Genomic DNA, 17,394 nt, shown 5'->3' on the forward strand with positions numbered 1-17,394 from the left:
TCACTCGGTCGAGGCAAGGGGGAGGTGATTCTCGACTTCGAACGTGTCGAGGTCATTGGCTTGGAGCGCTTGTTCGGACATGGTCCATAAGGTGTCGCCGATCACGAGAAGGCGCTGGATGGGTGGAGCCCATATCCAGCAGATGATGAGTTTCTCGTCGTCGGCGATGTCGATCGAGGGCCACTCTGTTCGAACCCACCCGGGATAGAAGATCTGACAGTCCTGGTCGCCGTAACTGTCGGGGGCTTCGAAGGGGCAGATGCGGGTCTCGTTCCTGGCTGTGGGATAGCGACTGGGTTCCCCATTGTTCACTGGGCGGCAGCCCTCGACCACGAACTGCTGCTCTCGGTGCGACACCCGGCCGAGTTCGGCCACGCCGTCGCGGTTCACCCGCAGAGCCACTGCGCCGAAGAAATCGTCGTCGCCCTCATGGTCATAGCGAGAGAGCGGGATGGCCACCATTTCCTCGGGGGCCCAGTAGAGGAAGGCCCGGTGGTCCCACTCGGCTTCGCTGTTGGCGTTGGGGAACACGATCACGTCGAGCTCGCGGGGATCGGCCGGATTGCTCACGTCGAACAGCGACACCTTGGCGCCGCGGGTGCGGCCGGTGTCGTCGGCGTCTTGGCCCACGCCGATGAGGAGGCCATCGCCTATGGGATGCAGATAGGTGGAGAAGCCCGGGATCTTCAGCTCACCGGCCACCGAGGGGGCGGTGGGATCGGCCAGGTCGATCACGTAGAGGGGGTCGACCTGGCGGAAGGTCACCACGTAGCCGATATCGCCCGCGAAGCGGACCGAGAAGATGCGCTCGCCCCGGCCCAGATCGCCCACCAAGCCCACCTGAGTGAGCCGTCGGCCCTGCTGTTCGAGCACCACCACCTGGCTCTCGGAAGTCTCGGTATTCCACGGCTCGCCGATGGTGGTGGCCACCCGGAAGTAGCCGTTGTGCTCGTCCATGGAGAACTGGTTGAGCAGGTGGCCCTCCACCGTGCCGGTGGCCTCGTAGCGAGCCGGGCCGTCGGTCGACACGGAGAATTTGTGGACAACCGTCTCCCATTCAGAGGGCGCCGGAATGATCACGTCACTGGTACCGTCATCAGCGGGCTCGGCCTGAACCGGCGTGCTGCCAGCCAGATACAGCGACTGGCCCGAGCCGTAGAGGGTGTGGCCGTCGGCCAGCACCGAGGCGGCGTCGCCGGTGCCCAGCGGCTCGGCCAGGTTGAAGCTCAGCACCGACAGCACGGTGAACCCGTCGAACTCGGCGGGGGTGTAGAGCTGGTCGCACTCCGGCAGCAATCCGGCCCGGGTGCCGCCCGGTCCGTCGAAGCGGTAGGCCGGCAGCCAGGCGCCCAGTTCGGCGGTGGCTGCGATCGCTTTGTTGGCCCGCTCGGCGGCTTCCTCCGCGGCCGGGCCGCTGGGGTACACGAACTGGAACTGCGCCGGATAGCTGGACATCGACATCCACACCACGTCGCCCACCGCCCGGGCGCTGAGGTAATTGCCTTCCACCCGCAGCTCAGACACCACCTTCATAGAGGCCGGGTTCGACAGATCCACCTCCTGGATCAGCGACACCGGGCTGCCCCGGAAGATGACGTCCTCGGCAGTGACGTGGTCGCCTTCGAGGTCGCGGGCCGCCACCGGCTCCAACCGGTCGCCATAGCTGGTGGAGAACACCATGGCCCGGTCGCCCCGAATGAAGATCTCCTGGCCCCAGCCCTCGGCTGATTCGCCCACCAAATCGACGCTGCCCAAGTACCGGGGCTGGTTGCCGGAGACGTCCACATAGTGCAGCCGGCCCTGGGCCACGGCCAAAATGCGGTTGCCGTCGGTCTTGATGATGTCGGGCTCGTCCACCCCGGCCACCTGCACGTTGGTGCTGGAGAAGTCGCCGTCACCACCGGTAGGCGCGGCATCGGCGGCGAAGTCCGCAGAGTCATCGGCCGCCATCTCGGATTCTTCAACCATCATCGGCTCCGGGATGCCGAAGCGGGGTCCGTCGTCCAACCCATAGGGCCCCACCCTGCTGACAGTCTCGGTCCGCAGATAGTCCAACAGCGCGGCGCAATCCATAAAGCTCCGCAGCGCCGACAACAGCTCGATGTCGTCCAGCACCACCGTCGGCTCCGACGTCCCACCAGGCTCGGCCGTCGGTTCCGACGTCCCATCAGGCCCAGCCGTCGCCTCTCCCGCGGGCTCGCCGGCAATTCCCCCCGTTATCCCAGGAGTGTTTCCACCATCAGACGAGCAGGCCCCAGCCAGCAATGCCAGCGCAACCAGGACATGGACAAGCTTCAGGAACTTCATCATGTCCTCTAAGACGAAGCCCGAGCGCCATCGGGTTCCCAATTTGCGCAGATACCCATGCTGAGCACCCTACCCACAGGCAGCGACAGCTCGGGGTCCAAGGTGGTTGTGGCTTTCTGCCGTCAGCGGTAGGGTGCGAACAACCACTCGGGGACGTGGATCAGTCCTCCTCTAATGACAACGACATCCGAGGAGGCTGGCAATGTCCTTGAGTGAGCAGAAGCGCCATTTGCTGCGCAATCGTCTGATCGAGATCCTGGGGGAGGAGGAGGCAGAAATTCTGATGGACAGCCTTCCCCCCGTCTACTGGCACGACCTCGCCACCAAAGCCGACCTCAAGGCCACCAACGAGACCATTGAGGCCAACAAGGCGGCCATCGAGGCCAACAAGGCGGCCATTGAGGCCAACAAAAAGGCCATCGAGGCCAGCGAACAGCGTCTTCGCTCCGAGATGCAAGCCGGATTCGCTGGCATTCGCACCGAGATGAACGGCAAATTTGCCCAGGTTGAAGGCGAATTCACGAAATTTCGGGGGGAGATGGCGCTTCAGTTCGCCCAGCAGACCCGGACGATGGTGTTCACCATGCTGGCCTTCGCAGTGCCGACCTGGGGCTCGATACTGGCCGTCGGTCTGACGTAGCTGTCTTACTGGCAGGACGCTAGGCCAGCGACGGCATCCAGGCTGGGCGGGTGGCCTCGAAGGTGTCAATGGCCTCGGTGTGGTCAAGGGTGAGGCCGATGTCGTCGAGGCCGGCCAGTAGGCGGAGTTGAACGGCGGTGTCCAGGTGGAAGTCGGCTTTGATGCCGGCCTGGAGGCTCAAAACGGTGAGCTCCAGGACGTCGATGGTGATCTCAACGGTGGGAGCGGAGGTTGCCCAGAAGAGCAGGGAGCGGACGGTCTCCTCGCTCACTTCCACCGGGACCAGGCCGTTCTTGACGGCGTTGTTGCGGAAGATATCGCCGAAGCGAGGGGAGATCACTGCTTCGAAGCCGTACTGCTGGATGGCCCACACCGCGTGCTCTCGGGAGGAGCCGGTGCCGAAGTTGGGGCCGGCCACCAGGATGCGGGCATCGGCGTAGCGGGGATCGTTGAGCACGAAGTCGGGATCTTCGCGCCACTCGGAGAACAGGCCCTGCTCGAAGCCGGTGCGCTCCACCCGCTTGAGCCAGTCGCTGGGGATGATCTGGTCGGTGTCCACGTCGCTGCGGTCCAGAGGCAATGCGGTGCCGGTGATCACTCTGACGGGCTTCATGACAGGTCTCCCGGGGTGGCGAAGGTTCCGGCTACCGCGGTGGCGGCGGCCACGGCAGGCGACACCAAGTGGGTGCGGCCCCCCCTGCCCTGGCGGCCCTCGAAGTTGCGGTTGGAGGTGCTGGCGCAGCGCTCGCCGGGGGCCAGCTTGTCGGGGTTCATGGCCAGGCACATCGAGCAGCCCGGCTCCCGCCAGTCGAACCCGGCCGCTCTGAACACCTCGTGAAGGCCCTCCGACTCGGCTTGAGCCTTGACGGCGCCGGAGCCGGGGACCACGAAGGTGCGGACGCCGGGTCGCACCCGCCGGCCCTCCACCACCGCAGCGGCCACCCGGAGGTCTTCGATGCGGCTGTTGGTGCAGGAGCCGATGAACACGGTGTCCACCGGGATCTCCTTGAGCGGAGTGCCGGGCTCGAGGCCCATGTAGTCGAGCGCTCGGGCGGCCGCCTCCCGCCCGCTGCTCTCGGTGAAGCTGTCGGGGTGGGGCACCGCGCCGCTGATGGGTGCCACCTGAGCCGGGTTGGTGCCCCAAGACACGTGGGGCACCAGATCCGAACCGCTGATCACCACCTCTTTGTCGAAGGCGGCGTCGTCTTCGGTGCACAGGGTGCGCCAGTCGTCCAGGGCGGCCTCCCATGCCGAACCTGAGGGTGCGCCCGGCCGCCCCTGGAGGTATTCGAAGGTGGTGTCGTCGGGGGCGATCAACCCCGCCCGGGCGCCGGCCTCGATGGACATGTTGCACACCGTCATGCGCCCCTCCATCGACAGCGAACGGATGACCGAACCGCGGTACTCGATCACCGAGCCGATGCCCCCGCCGGTGCCGATGCGACCGATGATGGCCAAGATCACGTCCTTGGCCGTGCAGGTCACCGGCAAAGCACCGTCCACGGTCACACTCATGGTGCCAGGGCGCTGCTGGGGGAGCGTTTGGGTGGCCAGCACATGCTCCACCTCGCTGGTGCCGATCCCGAAGGCCAGGGCGCCGAACGCCCCGTGGGTGGAGGTGTGGCTGTCGCCGCACACGATGGTCATGCCCGGCTGGGTGAGGCCCATCTCCGGTCCGATCACATGGACGATGCCCTGACCGGGGCTTCCCATTGGGTAGAGGGTGATGCCGAATTCCTCGCAGTTGGCCCGTAGCGTCTCCACCTGCTGGCGGGAGATGGGATCGGCGATGGGCCAAGCAATGTTGTCGGTGGGGACGTTGTGATCTTCGGTGGCCACCGTGAGGTCGGGCCGCCTCACGGAGCGGCCGTTCATGCGGAGCCCATCGAAGGCCTGAGGCGAGGTCACTTCGTGGATGAGGTGCAAGTCGATGTACAGCAGGTCGGGCTCGCCGTCGGCTTGGTGTACTACATGGCGGTCCCAGATCTGCTCGCTGAGGGTTCGGCCCATTTTCGCTCCGATTTCTTGCGTTATGGCTGAGGCTATCGGCTGGCCTCAGACGTGGATGGGTCAGACAATTGACTGCTCTCAGAAAATTGACTGCTCTCAGACAGCGAACTGCTTTCGGTGGGGGGCCGGTCGGGTACTCCCACCGAGTCGAGGGCGTTGCTGAGACAACCCCAAAAGCTGTCAAAATCGGTGACCACCGATGCGTGGCCGCCCCGATAGGAGAAGGCGCTGATGTCGGCCACGGCGTCGGCCAACTCCTGTTGCAGGTAGTCGGGCACCACGTTGTCGCCCAGGGTACGGACCTGGGCGATGGGCATGGGCAGCTCGGCGATCCAGTCGGAGGAGTCGAAATTGAACAGCTCAGTGCCGGCGTCGAGCATCGCCTGGGGGTCGCCCTTCAGCACCTCGGTCTGGGCCCATCTTCCGATATTGGTGCCGATGACGTTGAACACGGTCTGCTCCCAGCCCCAGTACCGCAGCTTCATGGGGGCCAGACGGGAGGCTGCGGCCACCACGGGGAGCAGCGAGAAGCGGATGGCCCGGAGCCCTCGGCCCCGGAAGTTGGTGGAGGTGGCGCCGAGAACCAGTCCGGCGATCCGATCGGGTGCCAGCCGGGCGGCCAGCTGGGCGATGGCGCCGCCCATGGAATAGCCCACGCACACAAAGCGGTCGATGCCCAGGGCGTCGGCCACGGCCAGAACGTCGGATGCGCAGTCGGAGAACTTGAAGCGCCGGGTGGGAAGGCCCTCGCCATGGCCCCGGTGGTCGAACGCCACCACGGAAGCCCGCTGCGAAATCGGCTGGAAGGCCGGGTACCAGTTCAAATCAGCGGTCACCGTCCAGCCGTGCAGCAATATGACGGTGGGCGAGCCGGGCGGCCCCTCAGCCTGTCGGACGAACATCTGCCCTCGCCCGGGCAGGTCGATGAACTCGCCCGGCGGCAGGCTGGGGCCTATCGGTGCTCCGCTACTGCTCAAGGGAGACCGTCCGACCTGCTCTTCGGGCGAGGTCGCCGCTACTGCTCAAGGGACACGATTTGAACGGCCAGAGTCCCGCCTGCAGGGCTCTCAAAGGACACGGTGTCGCCGACGCTCGCCCCGATGATGGCCGCTCCCATCGGAGAGGCCGGGGAGATTACGTCGAGTCCGTCGTGGCGCTCCTCGATCGACCCCACCAGATAGGTCTCGACGTCATCGGGGTCGCCGTCATGGGCCACGGTGATCACCGATCCCACTGCCACCCTGGTCCCGTCGCCCGCCTCGACGATCCGGCAGTTGTTCAGCAGGGCGCTGAGCTGGGCGATGCGGGTCTCCATCTTCCCCTGTTCGTCTTTGGCCGCGTGGTAGTCGCCGTTCTCGCTCAGGTCTCCCAACTCGCGGGCCGCTTCGATCTTCCGGGCGATGTCAACCCGTCCGACCGTGGTGAGCTGTTCGAACTCAGCCCGCAGGCGGTCGTGTGCCGTCTGGGACAGCTCATGGGTTTCCGGCATAAAGAACGATTTTAGCGTTCGCCTTCGGGGAGGCTGTATTCGTATTCTGATGGGCTATGGCCCACGTCATCGGAGTACTAGGCGGCGACGGCATCGGACCCGAGGTTGTCGCCGAGGGCCTGAAGGTGATGGACGCGGCTGGCGTGGAGCTGGACACGGTGCCCTACGACCTCGGGGGAGCTCGCTACTTGCGGGACGGCACCGTGCTCACCGACGAGATCATGGAGGAGTGGCGGGGGTTGGACGCCCTGTATGTGGGGGCGGTGGGCACTCCCGACGTTCCCCCCGGTGTCATCGAGCGGGGGCTGCTGCTGAGGATGCGATTCGAGCTCGACCTGTACGTGAACCGCCGCCCGTTCCGAGCGTCCGACGGCTCCTTCGAGTTCGAGGTGATCCGGGAGAACACCGAGGGCACCTACGCCGGGGAGGGGGGTTTCCTGCGCCGGCACACCCCCCATGAGGTGGCCACGCAGGGATCGGTGAACACCCGGTTCGGCGTTGAGCGCTGCGTCCGCTACGCCTTCGAACTGGCCCGCAGCCGCCCGGGCCGCCACCTCACCCTGGTGCACAAGACCAACGTCTTGACCTTCGCCGGCGATCTCTGGGAGCGCACGTTCAACGAAGTGGCCGAGGAATATCCCGATGTGGCCACCGCCTACAACCATGTGGACGCCGCGTGCATCTACTTTGTGGAAGACCCCAAAAGCTACGACGTGATCGTGACCGACAACCTGTTCGGCGACATCCTCACCGACCTCGGCGGGGCAGTCTCCGGGGGCATCGGGCTGGCCGCCTCGGCCAATCTGAACCCAGATCGCACGGGGCCGTCGATGTTTGAGCCGGTCCACGGCTCAGCACCCGATATTGTGGGGACCGGCCGGGCCAACCCCACCGCCGCGATTTTGTCGGCCGCAATGATGGTCGAATTCCTCGGCGAGGTCGATGCCGCCAACCGGATTCGGGCCGCCTGCGCCGATCCCACAACTCAATACGGGACCACCACCGAGATCGGCGACGCCATCGCCGAGAGGGTGTGAGCCCCAGATGATCGAAGCAATGCGCGCTGAAAGGAACTGAGCACGATGCCAATCGAGACCACCGAGAAGGTGTGGATGGACGGCGAGCTGGTGGACTGGGCGGATGCCACCGTGCACGTGCTCACCCACACGCTCCACTACGGCAACGGTGTTTTCGAGGGCATCCGGGCCTATGAGACCGACGAAGGCGCCGCAGTGTTCCGGCTCACCCCCCACATCCGCCGGCTGTTCGCCAGCGCCAAGATCCTCCAAATCGACATCCCCTACACGGTGGACGAGCTGGTGGCCGCCACCAAAGAGACCGTTCGGGTCAACAACCTGAAGAGCGGCTACATCCGTCCGCTGGCCTACCTGGGATACGGCGAGATGGGGCTCAACCCGCTGCCCTGCCAGGTGAACGTGGCCATCGCCGTGTGGCCGTGGGGCACCTATCTGGGCGATGAGGGAATCAGGAACGGCGTGCGGCTCATGGTCAGCTCCTGGCAGCGCCACGACCCCAACTCCATGCCCACCGCGGCCAAGGGCTGCGGGCACTACATCAACAGCCAGCTGGCCAAGGTGCAGGCGGTGAAGGCCGGCTACGACGAGGCCGTTTTGCTGTCGCCCCAGGGCTATGTGAGCGAGTGCACCGGTGAGAACCTGTTCGTGGTGCGCGACGGCACCATCGTCACTCCGCCCACATCGGTGGGCGCGCTGGAGGGGATCACCCAGGACGCCATCCGCACCATGGCCTCCGACCTGGGCATTCCCTATGTGACCGACAACCTGCTGCGCAGCGATCTGTATCTGGCCGACGAGGCCTTCTTGTCGGGCACGGCGGCCGAGGTGGTTCCCATCCGGTCGGTGGACGATCGCGAGATCGGCGACCCCGGTCCGGTCACCCGCAAGATCCAAGAGGTGTTCCAGGACGCGGTGAGGGGCCGGCAGGCCCAGTATCGGCACTGGAACGAGCATGTCGACCGCTGAGGCGACCGGATCCCGGTTGCTGCCCGCCTCGGTAGAGATCTACGACACAACCCTTCGCGACGGGAGCCAGCTCGAGGGGATATCCCTCACCGTCGAGGACAAGCTCCGCATCGCCCGCCAGCTCGACTTCCTCGGCGTCCACTACATCGAGGGCGGCTGGCCCGGCTCCAACCCCAAAGACGACGAGTTCTTCGCCCGAGCCCGCGACGAGCTGAACCTGGAGACCAGCACCCTGGTGGCCTTCGGCTCCACCCGAAAGGTGAAGGGGCGCACCGATGAGGATCTCACCTTGGCCAACTTGGCGGCCTCCGGTACCGAGGTGGCCTGCATCGTGGGCAAGTGCTGGGACTACCACGTGCTCGAGGCTCTGCGGACCACTCTGGACGAGGGAGTGGCCATGGTGGCCGACTCGATCCGGTTCTTGAAGGACAGCGGCATGCAGGTGTTCTTCGACGCCGAGCACTTCTTCGACGGCTACCGCCACAACCGGGAGTACAGCCTGGCCGTGCTGGAGGCGGCCGCGGTGGCCGGCGCCGACCGGCTGGTGCTATGCGACACCAACGGGGGCTCGCTGCCCACCCGGGTGGAGGACATCGTGGGCGCGGTGGTCGACTACCTGGACACCCCGGTGGGAGTCCACCTCCACGACGACACAGGGTGTGGCGTGGCCAACGCCCTGGCCGGGGTGCGGGCCGGGGCCATCCAGGTGCAGGGCACCATCAACGGGTACGGCGAGCGCACCGGCAACTGCAACCTGGTGCCTATCATCGCCAACCTCAGCCTGAAGATGGGGGTGGAGACCGTTCCCGCTGATCGCCTGGACAGGCTCACCGCGGTGTCTCACCACGTGGCCGAGCTGGTGAACTTCACGCCCGACCCCCAACAGGCCTATGTGGGGTCGTCGGCTTTCGCCCACAAGGCGGGCCTCCACACCAGCGCCATTGCCCGCCGCCCCGATGCCTACGAGCACGTCGACCCGGCCGCGGTGGGCAACGGCACCCGCTTCGTGGTGTCGGAAATGGCGGGGCGCTCAACGGTCGAGCTCAAGTGCGAGGAATTGGGCCTCGAACTCGACGGCAAGGCCGTGGGCGAGATCGTCGACACCCTCAAGAAGCTGGAGCACGCCGGGTACCACTTCGAGGTCGCTGATGCCTCCTTGGAGCTGCTGATGCGGGGAGCTTCGGGATGGAAGCAGCCGTACTTCGAGCTGGAGTCGTTCAAGGTGGGCACCGAGCACCGCTCGGGCACGGGCGCCCGGGCCTGGAACGAGGTGGCGGTGGACATGGAGACGGAGGCCACGGTGAAGCTTCACGTGGAGGGCGAGCGCATCGTGGCCACCGGCGAGGGCAACGGCCCGGTCAACGCCCTGCACGCCGCGCTGATGATGGCTTTGGGCGACCGCTATCCGGCGTTCCGGTCGATCTCACTCATCGACTACAAGGTGCGGGTGCTGGACACCGCGGCGGGGACCGCGGCGGTCACCCGGGTGATCATCGACTCCACCAACGGCGACCGGGTTTGGACCACCATCGGCGTGTCCACCAACATCGTGGAGGCCAGCTGGCAGGCCCTGGTGGACAGCCTGGTGTTCGGGCTCCTCCACAGCGAAGACGGAGGATGACCTTGGCTGCACCCGATTACGTGCCCAACAAGACCGCAGCAGCCGATCGGCACTACGTGTCCCCGCCCCGGCGCCCCCAGCCGTGGCTGGCCGATCGCCCCGGCGAGCTGACTGAAGGCCAGCCGATGGGTGCCGGCCTGGGCGTGCCCGGCCCCGATCAGGGGTACGCCCTGCGGCTAGCCCGCCGCTTTGAGGACCAGTTGCTGCTGGACGCCGGTGAGCACGCCGCCGATGCTGTCGCCGGCTGCGTGGGCGTGGCATTGAGGCGAGCGGCCGTATTCGGACGGGCCCCGGTGGCCGCCGATCTGGAGGTGGCCTTCAGGGTGTTCGGTTTCCTGCCACCCGCTCCCGACGACTCGCTGGTGGCTTGGCGCAAGGAGCTGTTTGCCGGCGTCAGTCATCCCCACCACTACGCCGAGGCCCGGCACATAGTGGACCTGGTTCCCGAGGAGGCTCTGCGGATGCCTCCCAGCGAGGTCGAGGCCGCCTGCCTCAACAACAGAGCTGAGCTGTTCGCGGTCAGCATCAGCCGGTGAGTCCGGCTGAGCCATCAACCTCGGCTGAGCCACGGAGTCCGGCTGATTCGCCGCGGGTTCGGTTCGCGCCGTCGCCCACTGGCTATCTCCACGTCGGCTCGGCGCGAACGGCCCTGTTCAACTGGCTGTACGCCCGCTCCGCTGGCGGCACCATGGTGCTGCGCATCGAGGACACCGACGAGAGCCGCAACCGCCCCGAGCTGACCGACGCCATCTTCGAATACCTGGAGTGGCTGGGTATCGACTACGACGAGGGGCCGTCTTACCAGTCGGACCAGCGGGAGCGGCATCGTGAGGCAGTGCAGCAGTTGCTGGATGACGGTCGGGCCTACTTGTGCGACGCCGACGACAACGAGCTTGCCGGCACCGAGATGGCCGATGGCCGGGCGGTGCGGTTCCGAACCCCGGAGGGCGCCACGGTGATCGACGACGTGGTCCGGGGCGAAGTAGCCGTGGACCATGCTCAACTGGGCGACTTCGTGATCTGGCGCTCCGACGGCTCACCCACGTTCGTGCTGGCCAACGCGGTGGACGATGCCGACATGGCCATCACCCACGCCATCCGGGGCGAGGATCTGCTGTCGAGCACCCCCCGGGCCGTGCTGGTGGCCGAAGCGCTGGGGGCGACCCCGCCGATCTACGCCCATCTGCCGCTGCTGGTGAACGAGCAGCGCAAGAAGTTGTCCAAGCGCCGCGATGACGTCTCATTGGAGAGCTACCGCAAGCGAGGGTTCCTGGCCGAGGCGATGGCCAACTACCTGGCCCTTTTGGGCTGGGGGCCGCGTGACGGCGTGGAGATCCGCCCCATGGCCGAGATTATCGGGCAGTTCCGGCTGGAAGACGTGAACAAGGCGCCGGCGTTTTTCGACATCGCCAAGCTGGAGCACTTCAACGGCGTCTACATCCGTGAGCTCGACGCTGAGGAACTGCTGGTCGCCCTCGAACCCCACCTGACCAGCGAGGATGTGCCCTGGCCCCCCGAGCGCTACCGCCCCGACGTAGTCGCCGCCATGGCCCCCCTAGTCCAAGAAAAACTCCGCACCCTCGACGGCATCATCCCCCAAGTGGACTGGCTCTTCCTCGAAGAGCCCACCATCGACGAGCAGTCGTGGGATAAGGCCGTCGTGCGCGGTAAGGCCGCCCCCGAAATCCTCGACGCCACCATCGCCACCCTCGCCGACTGCCCCTGGGACCCCGACACGGTGAAAGACGCTGTTTTCGCCGCTGGCGAAGCCCACGGCGTCAATCGTTCCAAATCCCAAGCCCCCGTCCGAGTAGCCGTCACCGGCCGCTCAGTAGGCCCCCCACTTTTTGAGCCCATGGTGGACCACCTCACCCGCGAAGAAGTCCTCCGTCGCCTCCAAACCGCCCGCTCTCACCTCTAAAGCGTTGTCCCCCCGCCGGGGGAGGGGAGTACACTGGCCGCTGCTTTCGGGAGTGGTGTAATTGGCAACACACCGGGTTCTGGTCCCGATATTGGGGGTTCGAGTCCTCCCTCCCGAGCCAACTAACCTGCCCGCATCCTGATTTCGTTTGATATTGATGGCACGCTGGAGTGCGGGGATCCTCCGGGGCCGATCTTGCTGGAGGCCATGCGCCAGGCCAAGGCCAGGGGCTATGTCATTGGCAGCGGGTCTGACCGGGTGCGCTCTGACCAGCAGCGACTGTGGGACATCCATGGGATCGATGTCGACTTCGTGGGCGGCAAGCACCACTTGGACGAGGTGCGGAATCAGTTCGAGGCCAGCCGCTACATCCACATCGGCGATACCGATGTCGACCGCTACTACGCCGAGGCGGCGGGATTTGAGTTCCTGCACGTGGAGGATCTCGACGGCGTCTCCAACGCGCTGGCCGGAGCGGATTTCTTCGACTGGCTGGGCTAGGCCCGCAGTTTGCGTAGCTCTGCTAGAGACTCTTGTAGCGCCTGAGCAGCAGCTTCCACGTCTTCGTCGGTTGTCGACCAACCCACCGAAAAGCGCAGCGAGTGGTGGGCGTCGACTCCCATAGCTTCGAGCACTGGCGACGGCTCCAGCGACTCGGAGGCGCACGAGCTGCCGGAGTGGGCGGCCACGCCGGCCCGGTCCAGGGCAATAAGCACGGCCTGAGGCTCCACGTCGCTGATTCCCAGGCACACCAGGTGGGGCAAGCGCTGGGTGGGATGGCCGTACTCCATGACGCCCTCGATACCTTGGGCCAGGTCGCGCAGCTTGTCGGTTTGGGATTGGGCCCGGCTGGCCTCCTGCTCCAAGCCGCCGTCCTCCAGCGCCGCGCACGCCGCTCCAAATCCGGCGATGGCCGCGCCGTTTTCCAGCCCAGCCCGCCGAGCCCGCTCCTGGTCGCCGCCCTCCAACAGCGGCACCAGGCGCAGGCCGCGGCGCACCAGCAGGGCTCCGATGCCCGGCGGCCCGCCGAACTTGTGGGCGCTGATCGACATCAAGTCGGCGCCAATCTCGGAAAAGTCGACCCGAATCCGGCCCGCGGCCGCGGCGGCGTCCACATGGATTAGCACCTCGGACGACCGCTCTCGGCAGGCCGCAACCACCTCGGCTACCGGCTGCACGGTGCCCACCTCGTGGTTGGCCCACTGGCAGTGGACCGCGGCGGTGTCGGGCTCAACGGCCGCGGCCATCTCGTCGGGGTCCACCCGCCCGGTGCTGTCCACCCCGACCGCTGTGGCCCGGTGGCCACCCGCTTCGAGCCTCCCGACCGACAGCCGCACCGCAGAGTGCTCCACCGCGCTGAGCACCTGGTGGGTGCCGTGGTGCGACGCGCCCCGCACTGCGGCGGCGATCGACTCGGTGGCCCCGCTGGTGAAGACCACTTCTCGAGAGCGGGCACCGAAGCAGTCGGCCACCTGCTGGCGGGCCTGTTCGATCTCGTAGCGGGCGGCAAGCGCCTCGGCGTGCATCCGGGAAGGGTCGCCGTGGCCAGCGGCCCACCATCGGTTCATGGCCGACAGCGCCTCGGGCCGAATGGGCGAGGTGGAGGCGTGGTCGAGATAGTGGCGACCGGTCACGGCACAGGGATTTCTGAGTCGATGCCGTAATCTACCGGCATGGCTCCCGAAGGCGACACCCCCGCTCCGCCGCGCCGAACCATCCCCTTTGCCGAGCCCACGTCCACCACACGCGTGATGTTGATCGCCTCGGGCAAAGGCGGCGTGGGCAAGTCGTCGGTCACCGTCAATCTGGGGGTGGCTTTGGCGGCCGCCGGGCATCGCACTGCGGTCGTGGACGCCGACGTATGGGGTTTCTCCGTGCCCCGAATGCTGGGCATCGACCAAGACCCGCAAATGGTCGGCGAGATGATCGTGCCTCCTGAAGCCCACGGCGTGCGATGCATCTCCATGGGATTCTTTGCCGAAGAAAACCAAGCGGTGATCTGGCGAGGCCCCATGCTCCACAAGGCGCTCGAACAGTTTCTCACCGATGTGGCCTGGGATGATCCCGATTTCCTGCTGGTGGACCTGCCGCCGGGTACCGGCGATATATCCATCTCATTGGCCCAATTCCTGCCCCGCTCTGAGGTCTATGTGGTGACCACCCCCCAACCAGCCGCTCAGCGGGTGGCTCAGCGGGCTGCGTTTATGGCTGAGAAGGTCAACCTCACCGTGCGCGGGGTGATTGAGAACATGAGCTGGTTCACTGGCGACGACGGAAAGCGGTATGAGCTATTCGGCGCCGGGGGAGGCCAAGAACTGGCCGACCAACTTGAAGTGCCTCTGATCGGGCAGGTACCGCTGTTGCCCGCGTTGCGGGAGGGAGCTGACGAAGGCCGGCCCATCGCGGCAGAGGCCCCTGCCTCAGAGGCCGGACGGACGTTTGCGGCCATGGCTGTCCACCTGGTGGACAACCCCCCGCCCCGGCGCATCTACAGCCCAGAGCTCAAAATCAACTAGGTCCCAAGGAGAGTGCTCAATGGAAGGGAAGGCCCTATGAATGTCCGAATCGGCGTGATCCGGAGCCAGAAGGAGATTGAAGTGGAGATGGATCCCGACTCCGATTTGGAGTCGGTGAAGAAGGCCATCACCACGGGTCTGGCATCGGGCGAGATGCTGTGGCTCACCGACAGTCGGGGCCGCGAAGTGGGCGTGCCGGCCGCCAGCGTGGCCTACGTGGAACTCGACCCCTCATCGGCCAGTCGGTCCATCGGCTTCGGGGGCTGATTCGCCCCGGCCCGTAGACTCAGGCAATGGCGAGCCTGGAGGAGTTGGCCCCCGGTCTGGCCAAGTCGCGCCTGAACCATCTCCAGCGGCTCATGCGCACATGGGCGCCCCTGGCTGACATCTCCTTTGCCGACTTGCTGCTGTACGTGCCCGCCGGGCTGGCTACCGGCAACCCGGCGAGCTATGCCATCGCCGGGCAGATCCGGCCCACCACGGCCCGGTCGATCCATCGCAACAACTTGGTGGGAGAGGTGTTCACCCCCGAGCAGCGTCCGCTGGTGGACGTGGCCTATCGCGAGGGGCGGATCACCGACGGCGGGCGCATCGGCCACGCCGACCAGCCCCGCATCCGCACGCTGACCGTGCCGGTGAACTGCCATGGCGAAGTTGTTGCGGTGATGGCCCGGGAATTCGATCCCGACACCCAGCGCAACCCTGGCGAGCTGGAGATGAGCTACTTCAAGTTGTTCCGGCGGCTGGCCGCCATGATCGCCGAGGGGGAGTACCCGTTCCCGGTAGACGACATCGAGACCGAGGAATCCCCCCGGGTGGGCGACGGGCTGATGCTGCTGGACGCCTCGGGCCGGGTTCAGCTCATCTCGCCCAACGCCGCCTCGGCGCTGCACCGCATTGGCCTCCACAGCGACGTCGAAGGTCGCCGGCTGGTGGAGATCGGCCTGGAGCAGCGGGCCATCCGGGCCGCGTTCGCCTCCCGCCTGCCTCAGACCGAGGAGATCCAGCACGGTGACCGGGGCACGGTTGTGTTGCGCTGCCTGCCGCTGATGGGCCGGGGAGAGGTTACCGGTGCCCTGGTGTTGATGCGGGATATCTCCGAGCTGCGGCGGCGAGACCGCCTATTGATGTCCAAGGACGCCACCATTGCCGAGATCCACCACCGAGTGAAGAACAACCTCCAAACGGTGTCTTCGCTCCTGCGCCTGCAAGGGCGCCGGGCCATCGCCGCGGAGGCTCGCGACGCCATTGAAGAATCGGTGAGGCGCATTCGGGCCATCGCCATTGTCCACGAGATCCTGTCGCGCGACGCCAGCAGCGACGTTCCGTTCGTGGAGATCGTTCGGTCGTTGGTGCGGATGGTGGAGGAGGGGCTGACCGGCCCTGACCGGCCGGTGGAGTTCAAGGTAACCGGCGATGCCGGAGAACTGGCTGCCGAAGTGGCCACGCCGCTGGCGGTGGTGCTGAATGAGTGCTTGCAGAACGTGATGGACCACGCCTATCCCGAGCCGCCCGGCGGACAGGTGCGGATCGAGCTGGACAACGACGGCGATCGAGTGCAGGTGCGGGTGACCGACGACGGGGTCGGGCTGCCACCGGGTTTCGACGTGGACAGCGCCGATGGGCTGGGCATCGCCATCGTGCGGAATCTGGTCAGCGCCGATCTGCGGGGGAGCATCACCATGAGCAACGGCGAGGGGGACCAGCCCCGTCCCGGGACTGTGGTAGAGGTGGCTATTCCTCTGCTGGGGGCCGTTCCCCGCCAGACTTCTAGGCCAGGATGATGGACGCTTGGCGCTGCTCGGCAACCCAGCGGCGGCGGAGCGGGCGGCGTTCTTCCTCAGAGGTTCCGCCCCAGACGCCGGAGTCCTGGTTGGTGGCCAAAGCGAACTCTAAGCAGGCGGTTTTCGCGTCGCAGGTTTGGCACACCACTTTGGCCGACTCGATCTGCTCGAGAGCCAGACCCGTGCTGCCAACAGGGAAGAACAGGTCGGGATCGGTGTCACGACAGGCTGCTTGGCATCGCCAGTCATCCCCCGCGGTTTCTAGTTTTTCAAGCAAGGTCTTGGATATCACGCGGGCATAAGGATAGGGGTGGTCTACTGGTGTGGCAAGAGGGGCTGATGGTGAACATGTTGATAACTGATAATCGTGTTGCTTTTGTGAAGGTGGCTTCGTGAAGGTGATCGCCCACCGAGGGGCGTCGGCCGTGGCGCGGGAGAACACTCTGGAGGCGTTCCGCGCCGCGGTGCGGTTGAACGCCGACGGAGTCGAACTGGACGTGAGGCGGACGGCCAACGACGTGCTGGTGGTGCACCACGACGCCCACCTGCCCGACGGACGGGCCATCGTCGAACTCCTTGATGACGAACTGCCCGATTGGGTCCCGACGCTCGCCGAGGTTATGGACGTGTGCCGAGACCCCGCAGTGGATCGGCCGTTCGTGATCAACATCGAGATCAAGAGCGCGCCCAATGATCCCGACTACGACGCCGAGCACCAGGTGTCGGCCGCAGTGGCCGGACTGGTGCTGGGATGGGGGATGGGGGAGTCCGGCGGGGAGGTGATCGTCTCGTCGTTCGACATGGAGGCCCTCGATCGAATCAGGGCCATCGACCCCGCCATCCCAACGGCCTATCTGACCTTCGAGGTGCTGACCCCCGACCTGCTGGTCGGCCGGGTGGTCTCCGCCGGCCACACCGCCATCCACCCGTACTTCGCCTCAACCAGCCACGCTCTGGTGGAAACCGCTCACGCCGCCGGCTTGGAAGTGAACGTGTGGACGGTCAACGATCCCGATCAGATTGCCCAACTGGCCGCCATGGGCGCCGATGCGGTGATCACCGATGTACCCGATGTGGCCCGCGAGGTGCTGGCGACCCCTTAG

At 66.2% G+C, this 17,394-nt stretch carries 18 protein-coding genes and 1 tRNA gene; 12 read left to right on the top strand and 7 right to left on the bottom strand.

Translation table 11 applies throughout. The annotated features are described in order from the left end of the window. Positions 1 to 2,307 (bottom strand): beta-propeller domain-containing protein, encoded by a 2,307-nt coding sequence (locus tag ACOGI7_RS04200; protein WP_419850672.1) that lies wholly within the window; start codon positions 2,305 to 2,307, stop codon positions 1 to 3. Between the two features lie 202 nt (positions 2,308 to 2,509). Here ACOGI7_RS04200 and ACOGI7_RS04205 point away from each other — a divergent pair, with 202 nt between their 5' ends. Then, on the top strand, positions 2,510 to 2,947 hold the full coding sequence (locus ACOGI7_RS04205) for a hypothetical protein (RefSeq protein ID WP_419850673.1): 438 nt from the start codon (positions 2,510 to 2,512) through the stop codon (positions 2,945 to 2,947). Positions 2,948 to 2,966: 19 nt separating this feature from the next. Here the strand turns inward: ACOGI7_RS04205 and leuD are convergent, their stop codons facing one another. Genes leuD through ACOGI7_RS04225 form a run of 4 tightly spaced genes read right to left on the bottom strand, consistent with a single transcriptional unit; the run spans position 2,967 to position 6,446 of the window. Next, the gene (gene leuD / locus ACOGI7_RS04210; protein ID WP_419850674.1) at positions 2,967 to 3,560 is read right to left on the bottom strand and encodes a 3-isopropylmalate dehydratase small subunit; all 594 of its coding nucleotides are present in this window, start codon (positions 3,558 to 3,560) and stop codon (positions 2,967 to 2,969) included. Beyond that, positions 3,557 to 4,957, bottom strand: a complete 1,401-nt coding sequence (gene leuC / locus ACOGI7_RS04215; protein ID WP_419850675.1) for a 3-isopropylmalate dehydratase large subunit — start codon at positions 4,955 to 4,957, stop codon at positions 3,557 to 3,559. The genes leuD and leuC overlap by 4 nt, the downstream gene beginning before the upstream one ends. Before the next feature lie 32 nt (positions 4,958 to 4,989). After that, positions 4,990 to 5,934, bottom strand: a complete 945-nt coding sequence (locus ACOGI7_RS04220) for an alpha/beta fold hydrolase (protein ID WP_419850676.1) — start codon at positions 5,932 to 5,934, stop codon at positions 4,990 to 4,992. Between the two features lie 38 nt (positions 5,935 to 5,972). Then, on the bottom strand, positions 5,973 to 6,446 hold the full coding sequence (locus tag ACOGI7_RS04225) for a GreA/GreB family elongation factor (RefSeq protein ID WP_419850677.1): 474 nt from the start codon (positions 6,444 to 6,446) through the stop codon (positions 5,973 to 5,975). A 56-nt stretch (positions 6,447 to 6,502) separates the two neighbouring features. Here ACOGI7_RS04225 and ACOGI7_RS04230 point away from each other — a divergent pair, with 56 nt between their 5' ends. The 7 genes from ACOGI7_RS04230 (at position 6,503) to ACOGI7_RS04260 (ending at position 12,492) form a co-directional block, all read left to right on the top strand. Then, positions 6,503 to 7,483, top strand: coding sequence for a 3-isopropylmalate dehydrogenase (locus tag ACOGI7_RS04230; protein WP_419850678.1), 981 nt, complete (start codon positions 6,503 to 6,505; stop codon positions 7,481 to 7,483). Between the two features lie 45 nt (positions 7,484 to 7,528). Continuing rightward, positions 7,529 to 8,449 carry a branched-chain amino acid transaminase gene (locus tag ACOGI7_RS04235; RefSeq protein ID WP_419850679.1) on the top strand — a complete coding sequence of 307 codons (921 nt, stop codon included), beginning with the start codon at positions 7,529 to 7,531 and terminating at the stop codon, positions 8,447 to 8,449. Then, positions 8,436 to 10,070, top strand: coding sequence for a citramalate synthase (gene cimA / locus ACOGI7_RS04240; protein ID WP_419850680.1), 1,635 nt, complete (start codon positions 8,436 to 8,438; stop codon positions 10,068 to 10,070). The genes ACOGI7_RS04235 and cimA overlap by 14 nt, the downstream gene beginning before the upstream one ends. Further along, positions 10,067 to 10,606 carry a hypothetical protein gene (locus ACOGI7_RS04245; RefSeq protein ID WP_419850681.1) on the top strand — a complete coding sequence of 180 codons (540 nt, stop codon included), beginning with the start codon at positions 10,067 to 10,069 and terminating at the stop codon, positions 10,604 to 10,606. Before cimA ends, ACOGI7_RS04245 begins: the two co-directional genes overlap by 4 nt. Continuing rightward, on the top strand, positions 10,603 to 11,991 hold the full coding sequence (locus ACOGI7_RS04250) for a glutamate--tRNA ligase (protein WP_419850682.1): 1,389 nt from the start codon (positions 10,603 to 10,605) through the stop codon (positions 11,989 to 11,991). The genes ACOGI7_RS04245 and ACOGI7_RS04250 overlap by 4 nt, the downstream gene beginning before the upstream one ends. A gap of 46 nt (positions 11,992 to 12,037) precedes the next feature. Then, a tRNA-Gln gene (locus tag ACOGI7_RS04255) sits at positions 12,038 to 12,112 on the top strand. Positions 12,113 to 12,186: 74 nt separating this feature from the next. After that, entirely contained in the window at positions 12,187 to 12,492 is a 306-nt protein-coding gene (locus ACOGI7_RS04260) for a DUF7124 domain-containing protein (RefSeq protein WP_419850683.1), read from the top strand. Here the strand turns inward: ACOGI7_RS04260 and ACOGI7_RS04265 are convergent. Further along, entirely contained in the window at positions 12,489 to 13,625 is a 1,137-nt protein-coding gene (locus ACOGI7_RS04265; RefSeq protein ID WP_419850684.1) for a cysteine desulfurase family protein, read from the bottom strand. The two genes, ACOGI7_RS04260 and ACOGI7_RS04265, sit on opposite strands and share 4 nt — an antisense overlap. A 39-nt stretch (positions 13,626 to 13,664) precedes the next feature. Between ACOGI7_RS04265 and ACOGI7_RS04270 the strand changes: the two genes are divergently transcribed. From ACOGI7_RS04270 to ACOGI7_RS04280, 3 genes are read left to right on the top strand one after another with little or no spacing between them, the layout of a single operon-like run. Next, complete coding sequence (locus tag ACOGI7_RS04270; RefSeq protein WP_419850685.1) at positions 13,665 to 14,507, top strand: Mrp/NBP35 family ATP-binding protein; 843 nt, start codon at positions 13,665 to 13,667, stop codon at positions 14,505 to 14,507. A gap of 36 nt (positions 14,508 to 14,543) precedes the next feature. Then, entirely contained in the window at positions 14,544 to 14,774 is a 231-nt protein-coding gene (locus tag ACOGI7_RS04275; protein WP_419850686.1) for a DUF3107 domain-containing protein, read from the top strand. Between the two features lie 26 nt (positions 14,775 to 14,800). Next, a complete protein-coding gene (locus ACOGI7_RS04280) occupies positions 14,801 to 16,291 on the top strand; it encodes a sensor histidine kinase (protein WP_419850687.1) in 1,491 nt (496 codons plus the stop codon). Here the strand turns inward: ACOGI7_RS04280 and ACOGI7_RS04285 are convergent. Then, on the bottom strand, positions 16,278 to 16,583 hold the full coding sequence (locus tag ACOGI7_RS04285; RefSeq protein WP_419850688.1) for a WhiB family transcriptional regulator: 306 nt from the start codon (positions 16,581 to 16,583) through the stop codon (positions 16,278 to 16,280). The two genes, ACOGI7_RS04280 and ACOGI7_RS04285, sit on opposite strands and share 14 nt — an antisense overlap. A gap of 100 nt (positions 16,584 to 16,683) precedes the next feature. Between ACOGI7_RS04285 and ACOGI7_RS04290 the strand changes: the two genes are divergently transcribed. Further along, positions 16,684 to 17,394 carry a glycerophosphodiester phosphodiesterase gene (locus tag ACOGI7_RS04290; RefSeq protein ID WP_419850689.1) on the top strand — a complete coding sequence of 237 codons (711 nt, stop codon included), beginning with the start codon at positions 16,684 to 16,686 and terminating at the stop codon, positions 17,392 to 17,394.

This window comes from Candidatus Poriferisocius sp. (assembly GCF_965204145.1).
Lineage (GTDB): Bacteria > Actinomycetota > Acidimicrobiia > Acidimicrobiales > Bin134 > Poriferisocius.

Bases quoted from the DNA above. Each gene is read 5' to 3' on its own strand.
- ACOGI7_RS04275 (WP_419850686.1), top strand. From the start codon at position 14,544: ATGAATGTCCGAATCGGCGTGATCCGGAGCCAGAAGGAGATTGAAGTG.
- ACOGI7_RS04200 (WP_419850672.1), bottom strand. From the start codon at position 2,307: ATGAAGTTCCTGAAGCTTGTCCATGTCCTGGTTGCGCTGGCATTGCTG.
- leuC (WP_419850675.1), bottom strand. From the start codon at position 4,957: ATGGGCCGAACCCTCAGCGAGCAGATCTGGGACCGCCATGTAGTACAC.
- cimA (WP_419850680.1), top strand. From the start codon at position 8,436: ATGTCGACCGCTGAGGCGACCGGATCCCGGTTGCTGCCCGCCTCGGTA.
- ACOGI7_RS04280 (WP_419850687.1), top strand. From the start codon at position 14,801: ATGGCGAGCCTGGAGGAGTTGGCCCCCGGTCTGGCCAAGTCGCGCCTG.
- ACOGI7_RS04235 (WP_419850679.1), top strand. From the start codon at position 7,529: ATGCCAATCGAGACCACCGAGAAGGTGTGGATGGACGGCGAGCTGGTG.
- leuD (WP_419850674.1), bottom strand. From the start codon at position 3,560: ATGAAGCCCGTCAGAGTGATCACCGGCACCGCATTGCCTCTGGACCGC.
- ACOGI7_RS04245 (WP_419850681.1), top strand. From the start codon at position 10,067: ATGACCTTGGCTGCACCCGATTACGTGCCCAACAAGACCGCAGCAGCC.
- ACOGI7_RS04270 (WP_419850685.1), top strand. From the start codon at position 13,665: ATGGCTCCCGAAGGCGACACCCCCGCTCCGCCGCGCCGAACCATCCCC.
- ACOGI7_RS04225 (WP_419850677.1), bottom strand. From the start codon at position 6,446: ATGCCGGAAACCCATGAGCTGTCCCAGACGGCACACGACCGCCTGCGG.
- ACOGI7_RS04205 (WP_419850673.1), top strand. From the start codon at position 2,510: ATGTCCTTGAGTGAGCAGAAGCGCCATTTGCTGCGCAATCGTCTGATC.
- ACOGI7_RS04230 (WP_419850678.1), top strand. From the start codon at position 6,503: ATGGCCCACGTCATCGGAGTACTAGGCGGCGACGGCATCGGACCCGAG.